Raw genomic sequence first — 7759 nt, 5'->3', positions numbered from 1 at the left:
CGTACGGGATGGATCAGTAGGACACCACGGCCGAAACGTGGGCCTTGGTATCGCCGCGCTGGCGATTGCCGCCGTCCTTGAGCGCGCTGGCGACATCGACCTTGAGCGAGGCGTACTTGCCCCAGCCCAGCCGCAGGCCGAGGCCGGCGCCGGCCAGCTCGTCGTCGTGCGCCTCGCCGGGCAGCGCCAGGTTGCGGCTGACCCGGCCCCAGTCGGCGAAGGCCAGCGCGCGCAGGTTGAGTCCGTCGCCGAGGCGGCCGCGCGTCAGCTCGGGCGTATAGCCTTCGAAGCTGACGCTGAGGCCGCTGTCGTTGGACAGCGCGCGCTCGTCGAAGCCGCGCACGCTGTTGGCGCCGCCGAGGCCGAACTGCTCGCCGGCCGGCAGCGCGTCGTCGCTGAACTGGGCGTTGAGGCCGGCGTGGACGGTCCACTCGGCCGGCAGGCTGAAGTAGAGATTGCCGCCGAGCCGGGCGATGCCGTAGTTGAGCCTGGCGCCCTGGCGGCCGGTGGCGCGCTCGAGCTCGTAATCCTGGCCCATGTTGTAGGCCGCGCCGAGGTTGAAGTCGTAGGACCAGCGCGGGCCCTGGCGCTGCGCCTGGTAGGTCAGGCTGGCCGGCCGCAGCGTGTAGGTGCTGTCGGGCAGCTGGGTGCCGCTGGCGAAGGTGGTCTGGGTTTCGAAGCGGCGCCAGTCGACGCCGAGCAGCAGCTTGTGCTGGTAGTCGCCGCGCGCCGGCAGGTCGAGCGCATAGCGCGCGCCGGCCACCTTGCCCTTGCCGTTGACATTGAACAGCCCCTGCAGCGCGCCGGAATCGACGTTGGAATAGCCGCCGTACAGCGTCAGGCTGTCGCCCCAGCCGTAGATCGGCAGCCGGTAGCCGAGGCCGAAGATCTTCACCTTGCTGGGCTTCTCGGGCGAGGTGGTGGCCTGGGCGGTCAGCACGTGGTCGCGGTCGAACAGATTGCTGTGCTGGTAGCCGAACGACAGCCGGCTGCGGCCGGTCTCGTCGTCGCCGGTGTTGTCGGCCAGCGCGAACGCGCGCCACGGCTTCTCGTCGGTCACCTTGACCGCCACGTCCACCAGCTGCGGCGTATCGCCGCCCTGCAGCGACACCACCATGCGGCGCGACGGGCTGTCGTTGGCCAGCCGCAGGTCGCGCGCGACCTTGGCGGTATTGGGCACGGCGCCTTCCTTCAGCGCGGGCAGCGCGCGGCGGATGTTCTGCTCGCCGAAGTACTGGTTGCCTTCGATATGGACCTCGCCGAGCTTGGCCTCGACCACCTTGAGCGTGACCACGCCCTGGTTGAGCTCCTGCTCGGGCAGGTAGACCTGCATGGCGCCGTAGCCGGCGCGGCGGTAGAGCGCTTCGAGCGCCTCGAGCGCGCGCTGCACGTCGGCGAAGTCGCGGCCCTCGCCGAGGTAGGGCTTGAGCGCGGACTGGATGTCATCCCCAGGCAGCACGGTGTTCCCGTCCACCTGGAAGCGCTGGATCGGAAAGCGGATCGTCTCCTCTGCGGCGGCTGCGGTGGTCGCGAGCGCGACGAGGAAGGCGGCGGCGTACAAGTTCATCCTGACCCCAATGGAGATGGCAATGGCGATGATAGTTATGTAGCCGGCCGCCCCGAGCTCGGGCAAGCACGAACGCGCGGCCGCGATGGGCGGCGGCCATGGCTGGGACCGGACTTCGATCCGACCTGGTCGATGGATTCGTTCGCGGGGACCGCCACGTCGTCTGCACGGACGTTTATATCGTTCCCCACCGGCAAGCGATTTATACCCAATTAGGGCCAATCCGATGGCATATCTTCGGTGTGAATATGGGCCAACCCGAAGATAATTATTCCCTAACGTTTCAGGCGCTTGATGGCTCAGGCGAAAGCGGCGGACGGCGGGCGGGACGGCGGAGGCGGCTGTGTCGAAAACGGCACGATCGGCGCGGCAGGGACCGACGGGCAGGGCCCGTCAGATCCCGTGCATCGACATGACCTGGAGCAGTTGCAGGCCCTGCTCCGAAACATAGTGGCGGAAATTGAACTGCTTGAGCTGGCGCAGGATCTGGCTGGCGTCGAACTTGCCCGACGAGATCTGGTCGCGGATGCGCTTGAAGCGGCCGCATTCGAGCAGCAGCGCCTGCCGCCGCTTGTTGACCAGCGCGGCGTGGTGCTTCTCAATGATGACCGACAGCTGCAGCCAGATCAGCAGCCCGCCGGCGGTCCACCACCATTCGGCGAACAGCGCGATCACGCAGACCAGCACGATCAGCAGGTACCACACCAGGTCGGCGTGCGGAAACTCGGGCGCCCAGTTGCCGAGCTTGGGCCAGTTGAGCTTGAGCTGGCTGATGATGCGCTCGCGGTCGTTGGCGTCGCGCTTGAGCCGCGCCCAGATGGCGTCGAACTCCAGCGCCACGTACCACTTGTCGTAGAGCTTGGACTGCAGCCAGTCGGCCTCGCGGTAGTTGCCGATCTTGTTGTTGAGCAGTTCGCGGTAGGCCTCGCTGGCCAGCGGCGGCAGCAGCTCCCACTCCGGGTGGGCCAGCTGGCGGCGCACCACCAGCGGAAAGCCGAGCACCTCGGTCAGCTGCTCGCGGCGGGTCTCGATGGCCAGCCGGTCGAGCCGCTGGTCCATGCGGTCGAGATGGACGTATTCGTCGATCAGCGCGTCGAGCTTCTCCAGCGGCGGCGACACCAGCGGCGTGCGGACCAGCGCGCGGCGCAGCTGCTCGACCTCGTCGAGGATGCCGGGCACCAGGAACTGCGTCTCCGGCGGCCAGGGCATGCGCAGGAAGCTCTCGACCTTGAAGAAGATCTCCTCGTAGTGCGAGGCGAAGTTGCGCTTGTACTCCTCCTGCAACTGCGCGTCCTGGTCGCGCTCGCCGGTATTCAGCGGCGCGGCCGGCGGCCGGCGCTGCAGGTCGAGCCGCAGGTTGTTGGCCATCTGCACGAAATCGGGCGCCACGCCGATGCGGGCGAACATCGGCGCCAGTTCCTTGTAGCGCTGGCGCAGGTCGTCCAGCTCGCGCCAGACGTCCCACTGCTGCGGTTTCTTCGGGTCGGCGACCATCGGTCAGGCGATTCGGCAGGCGTCCTCGAAAGCCAGGCGCGGGTTGCGCGCGAACAGGCCTTCCGCCACGCCGTAGCCGAGGTTGATGAGGAAATTGGACTTGATCGTACTGCCGGCGAAGAAGGCGGCGTCGACCTTGGCGTTGTCGAAGCCCGACATCGGGCCGCAATCGAGCCCCAGCGCGCGCGCCGCCAGCATCAGGTAGGCGCCTTGCAGGCTGCCGTTGCGGAAGGCGGTGGTCTGGATCACCGCGTCGTTGCCGGCGAACCAGCTGCGCGCGTCGGTGTGCGGGAACAGCTCGGGCAGGCGATCGTAGAAGGCCAGGTCATGGGCCACGATGACGGTGACCGGCGCGGCCAGGGTCTTGGCGCGATTGCCTTCGGACAGCGCCGGCTCCAGCAGCTTCTTGGCCTCGTCCGAGCGGACGAAGACGAAACGGGCCGGCGAGGCGTTGGCGCTGGTCGGACCCCACTTGAGCAGGTCGTACAGCGCATGCAGCGTCTCGTCGCTGACCGGCTGGTCGGAAAAGGCGTTGTAGGTACGGGCTTCGCGGAACAGCTGGTCGAGCGCGGCGGAATCGAGCGGAGTCTTCATGGGGGGCCAATGCGGAAAGATACTTAGACCGGGCCAAGCATAGCCGCCCGCCCGGTCAAAGGCGAGCCTGGGGCACTGATCGAGCGGCAGAGCACGGATTGCGTCAGTTCGGGCACCCGGGGAACCCGGGCGCCAACCATTTGCCAGAACTGAAACAGCGGCTCTTCCTGATCCACCTTCCCCCTCCCGTCCCCGCCGCCGCGGGAAGCCTCGCCGACGCTCGTCAGCACTTCTTACCAGCGGGAGTGAGCACAACGAAAGCGCTCGCGCTGGCCAGGATGAGCAGGCCGGGCTCACTCCTCCAGCGCCGCCTCCATCGCGCGGCACAGCGTACGCAGCACCTTGATGCGGGCGAAGCGCTTGTCGTTGGCCTCGACCAGGGTCCAGGGCCGGTCGCTGCTGCTGGTGCGCTCGACCATGTCGTGGATGGCGGCCGAGTAGAGATCCCACTTGTCGCGGTTGCGCCAGTCCTCGGCGGTGATCTTGTAGCGCTTGAAGCCGGTCTCCTCGCGCTCCTCGAAGCGGCGCAGCTGCTCGTCGCGGTCGATCGCCAGCCAGAACTTGACCAGGATGGTGCCGGCCGACTGCAACTGGCGCTCGAAGTCGTTGATCTCTTCGTAGGCGCGCATCCAGTCAGCTTCGCTGCAGAAGCCCTCGACCCGCTCGACCAGCACCCGGCCGTACCAGGAGCGGTCGAAGATGGCGAAGTGGCCGCGCCGCGGCAAGCGGCGCCAGAACCGCCACAGATAAGGCTGGGCGCGCTCCTCCTCGGCCGGCGCGGCGATCGGGTGGATACGGTAGAGACGCGCGTCGAGCGCGCTGGCGACGCGGCGGATCGCGCCGCCCTTGCCCGCCGCGTCGTGGCCCTCGAACACCACCACCACGTTGCGCTTGCGCAGGCGCGGATGGCGCGACAGCAGGGCCAGCCGGCCCTGCCATTTCTCCAGCTGGGCGTCGTAGTCCTCGCGCGACATCGACTGCGACAGATCCAGCAGGTCGAGCAGGTAGCGGCCGTCGATCGGCGCCTGCAGCGGTGCGGCATCGGCGGCCGCTGCCGGCCGCTCGTGCAGCCGGTGCTCGATCTGGCGCTTGAGCGTCTCGGCCACGAACAGCGCGCGGTAGTCGGGATCCGAACCGTCGACCACCCACCACGGCGCGTCGGCGGTACTGGTCTTGAGCAGGGTGTGCTCGGCGAAGCGCTTGATGCGGTCGTGCCGCTCGAGGTTGTCCCAGTCGGCGGCGCTGACCCGCCAGCGCGTGCGCGGATCCGCCTGCAACTCGTTGAGCCGGCGCTTCTGCGCGCTGCGCGAGAGGTGGAACCAGAACTTGACCAGCAGCGCGCCCTCTCGCTGCAGCATGCGCTCGAAGCGCACGATCTCGTCGATCTGCTGGTCGAGCCGCGGTTGACGGATCTCGCCGTCGACGCGGCGCCCAATCGGCTCGGTGTACCAGGAGCCGAACAGGATGCCGATGCGGCCGCGCGGCGGCAACGCCTGCCAGTAGCGCCACATGGCGGGGTGGCTGCGCTCGATCGCATCGGGTTCGCCGAAGGCTTCGGTGGCGATCAGGCGCGGGTCCATCCACTCGTTGAGCAGGTTCACCGTCTCGCCCTTGCCGGCGCCGTCGAGCCCGTTGATCAGCACGATCACCGGGAAGTCGGCGCGTTCCTTCAGCTCGTACTGCAGGTCGAGCAGCGCCTGGCGCAGGCCGGGCTCGGCGGCCTTGAAGGCGTCGTGGTCCAGCTTGTGGCCGGCTTCGGCGGCATCGAACATCGCGATCCTTTCTCGATTCGATTCCTGCATGCCGGCCGCAGCCGGCAGCGAACGAAAGCAAACGCCCCGACCGGGGCCGGGGCGTATTGGGGCGGGCGACGCGGAGGGCTTACTCGCGATCGCCGCTGAAGGCCATCAGCAGGTTCAGCAGGCTGACGAAGACGTTGTAGATGTCGAGGTAGAGCTGCAGCGTGGCCGACACGTAGTTGGTCTGGCCGCCGTTCACGATCTGGCTCACGTCGTAGAGGATGTAGGCCGAGAAGATCAGCACGGCGACGGCCGAGATGGTCAGCGTGAGCGCCGGGATCGCCAGGAAGATGTTGGCGATGGCCGCCAGGAGCAGGATCACCATGCCGACGAACAGGAACTTGCCCATGAAGGAGAAATCCTTCTTGGTCACCGTCGCGATGCCGGCCAGCGTGAAGAAGATCGCCGCCGTGCCGCCGGCTGCGGTGGCGATCAGCTGGCCGCCGTTGCCGAACCGCAGCGCGACCTGCAGATATTGCGACAGCCACAGGCCCATGAAGCCGGTGTAGGCCAGCAGCAGCACCACGCCGAGCGCGCTCTGCTTGGTCTTCTCGATGGCGAAGAAGGCGCCGAAGCTGACGCCGAGGAACAGCAGCGGGCCGACCCAGCCGCGCAGCATGAAGTGCATCGACACACCGATCAGCGCGCCGATCGTGGTCGGGATCATGGTGAGCGCGAGCAGCAGGTAGGTGTTGCGCAGCACCTTGTTGCGGTCGACGGCAAGGTCCTTGCCGTAGGAATAGTCAGCGGTCTGGGTTTGCCATTGCATGGCGCGATCCTCCTTGTGAATCCGATCAGGGCTGAGATTACGTCAATCGCGCGAAGTTTCAAGCCTGACGGGGCCGGGCATGGTCAAAGATGCGTGCTTGCGGTAGCATCCGCGACCGTTTCGAGCTGCCGTGGCCGGACCTTGCGGCAGCCTGCGGAACATCCCGAACCGGAAGCGTGGCCGAGTGGTTTAAGGCAGCGGTCTTGAAAACCGCCGTAGGTGCGAGCCTACCGTGAGTTCGAATCTCACCGCTTCCGCCAAGCTTCACGTCAAAACCTGCCCCTGATCGCACTGCGAAAGTCACGCGGCTGAAAGCACCGTCCTTCAGGCCCGGCCGCCCTCGTCCCGACGCTCCACCGACTCGACGCATGCCTTCAATTGCTGCAGCGACAGGCGCGACTCCCGCTCCACCCGCCGCCTGGCGACCAGGGCGTTGTACAGGCGCCAGCCCAGGCCCGGGAGCCGGTATTCGAGCCGGCGGCGGAATACGGTACGGGCGGGGTGATCGCCTGCCGGCCAGCAGTCGTAATCCACTAGCAGCGACAGGCCGTGATTGCCGCGCGCCTCGGCGCTCCAGTGCTCACCGGGCCGGTAGGCCCGCACGCGCCAGCTCAGCTGGCCGCGCCGGCCGCCGGCATGGATGTCTTCGGAAAAATGCGCCCCGGCCGGCTGCGGCCCCGCGCCGACCCGGATCGCCAGCGACGACGGATGCCATTGCGGCCAATGCTCGGGCGACGCCGCGTAGCCCATCACGACATCGTTCGAGGCATCGATCTCGATCGTGTGCTCCATGCGGGTCTGGCCCAGCCGTCGAGGCTGGCCGTCGCCGTCCTCCCGGTACAGCGTGCCGAACAGCCAGTCCATCAGCGGGAACACGATATTGAGGTTGTGATCGCGCATCAGCCCGTGGCGGTGATGCAGCGCGTGCAGGCGCCGCATCTGCGGGATGCCGGGCAGGCGGGCCAGCGGATGGCCTTCGGGCAGGTGCTCGCAGGCATGCACGAATTCGTAGAGCAGGTAGCTGGCCATCAGCATGCCGGCGAACAGCGCGGCGAAATTGGCGTCGAACCGGCGCAGCGCCATCCAGGCCGGCAGGACGACGGCCAGGCTGACGAGCACGATCAGCCACGGCGGAAACAGGATGACGCGCCAGTCGAACGGGCTTTCCGGCGGCATCGCGTCTTCGGCGAAGAAGCTGTGGTGGTCGCCGGTATGGCGCTGGTAGAACAGCTTGCCCAGCCGGGTCTTGCGATGGCCCAGGCGCGCGTGGACCAGGTATTCGCCCAGATTGGCCAGCACCAGCGCGGCCGGCAGCGCCAGCAGATCGGATCCGCGCAGCGGCGCGCCGGCCTGGCTCCACAGCCAGGCGATGCAGGCCAGGCCGTAGGCCAGCACGAAACCGCCGTGCAGCCAGGGGTTGTAGCGGCGCGACACCCCGGCGCGATAACGCGCGCGAAAGCCGGCGACATCGTGGCGGGCCACAGGGGCCGATGCGTGCGAGACCATGTCCAGCTCCATCCAGTGCGGTGGGAACTA

6 protein-coding genes and 1 tRNA gene are annotated in these 7759 nt (G+C 67.8%); 1 reads left to right on the top strand and 6 read right to left on the bottom strand.

Annotation, left to right across the window (positions count from 1 at the left end; all coding sequences use genetic code 11):
• Positions 1 to 13: 13 nt before the first annotated feature.
• From H9L41_RS05125 to H9L41_RS05105, 5 genes are all read right to left on the bottom strand, one after another.
• Positions 14 to 1567 carry a ShlB/FhaC/HecB family hemolysin secretion/activation protein gene (locus tag H9L41_RS05125; RefSeq protein WP_034608109.1) on the bottom strand — a complete coding sequence of 518 codons (1554 nt, stop codon included), beginning with the start codon at positions 1565 to 1567 and terminating at the stop codon, positions 14 to 16.
• 393 nt (positions 1568 to 1960) lie between these two features.
• Positions 1961 to 3061, bottom strand: coding sequence for a hypothetical protein (locus H9L41_RS05120; RefSeq protein ID WP_028447991.1), 1101 nt, complete (start codon positions 3059 to 3061; stop codon positions 1961 to 1963).
• A gap of 3 nt (positions 3062 to 3064) precedes the next feature.
• Positions 3065 to 3655, bottom strand: coding sequence for a malonic semialdehyde reductase (locus tag H9L41_RS05115; RefSeq protein WP_028447992.1), 591 nt, complete (start codon positions 3653 to 3655; stop codon positions 3065 to 3067).
• A gap of 293 nt (positions 3656 to 3948) precedes the next feature.
• The gene (pap, locus tag H9L41_RS05110; protein ID WP_028447993.1) at positions 3949 to 5427 is read right to left on the bottom strand and encodes a polyphosphate:AMP phosphotransferase; all 1479 of its coding nucleotides are present in this window, start codon (positions 5425 to 5427) and stop codon (positions 3949 to 3951) included.
• A 109-nt stretch (positions 5428 to 5536) separates the two neighbouring features.
• Entirely contained in the window at positions 5537 to 6223 is a 687-nt protein-coding gene (locus H9L41_RS05105) for a Bax inhibitor-1/YccA family protein (RefSeq protein ID WP_028447994.1), read from the bottom strand.
• 170 nt (positions 6224 to 6393) lie between these two features.
• On the opposite strand from H9L41_RS05105, the gene H9L41_RS05100 reads away from it, so the two are divergent.
• Positions 6394 to 6483 (top strand) — tRNA-Ser (locus H9L41_RS05100).
• A gap of 64 nt (positions 6484 to 6547) precedes the next feature.
• On the opposite strand, the gene H9L41_RS05095 is transcribed toward H9L41_RS05100, so the two are convergent.
• Complete coding sequence (locus H9L41_RS05095) at positions 6548 to 7729, bottom strand: sterol desaturase/SRPBCC family protein (protein ID WP_051319398.1); 1182 nt, start codon at positions 7727 to 7729, stop codon at positions 6548 to 6550.
• Positions 7730 to 7759: the final 30 nt, after the last annotated feature.

Source organism: Chitinimonas koreensis, from assembly GCF_014353015.1.
In the GTDB taxonomy this organism is placed as follows: domain Bacteria; phylum Pseudomonadota; class Gammaproteobacteria; order Burkholderiales; family Chitinimonadaceae; genus Chitinimonas; species Chitinimonas koreensis.
This window is presented reverse-complemented; position numbering and strand designations above follow the sequence as displayed.

Bases quoted from the DNA above. Each gene is read 5' to 3' on its own strand.
- H9L41_RS05095 (WP_051319398.1), bottom strand. From the start codon at position 7,729: ATGGTCTCGCACGCATCGGCCCCTGTGGCCCGCCACGATGTCGCCGGC.
- H9L41_RS05115 (WP_028447992.1), bottom strand. From the start codon at position 3,655: ATGAAGACTCCGCTCGATTCCGCCGCGCTCGACCAGCTGTTCCGCGAA.
- H9L41_RS05120 (WP_028447991.1), bottom strand. From the start codon at position 3,061: ATGGTCGCCGACCCGAAGAAACCGCAGCAGTGGGACGTCTGGCGCGAG.
- pap (WP_028447993.1), bottom strand. From the start codon at position 5,427: ATGTTCGATGCCGCCGAAGCCGGCCACAAGCTGGACCACGACGCCTTC.
- H9L41_RS05105 (WP_028447994.1), bottom strand. From the start codon at position 6,223: ATGCAATGGCAAACCCAGACCGCTGACTATTCCTACGGCAAGGACCTT.
- H9L41_RS05125 (WP_034608109.1), bottom strand. From the start codon at position 1,567: ATGAACTTGTACGCCGCCGCCTTCCTCGTCGCGCTCGCGACCACCGCA.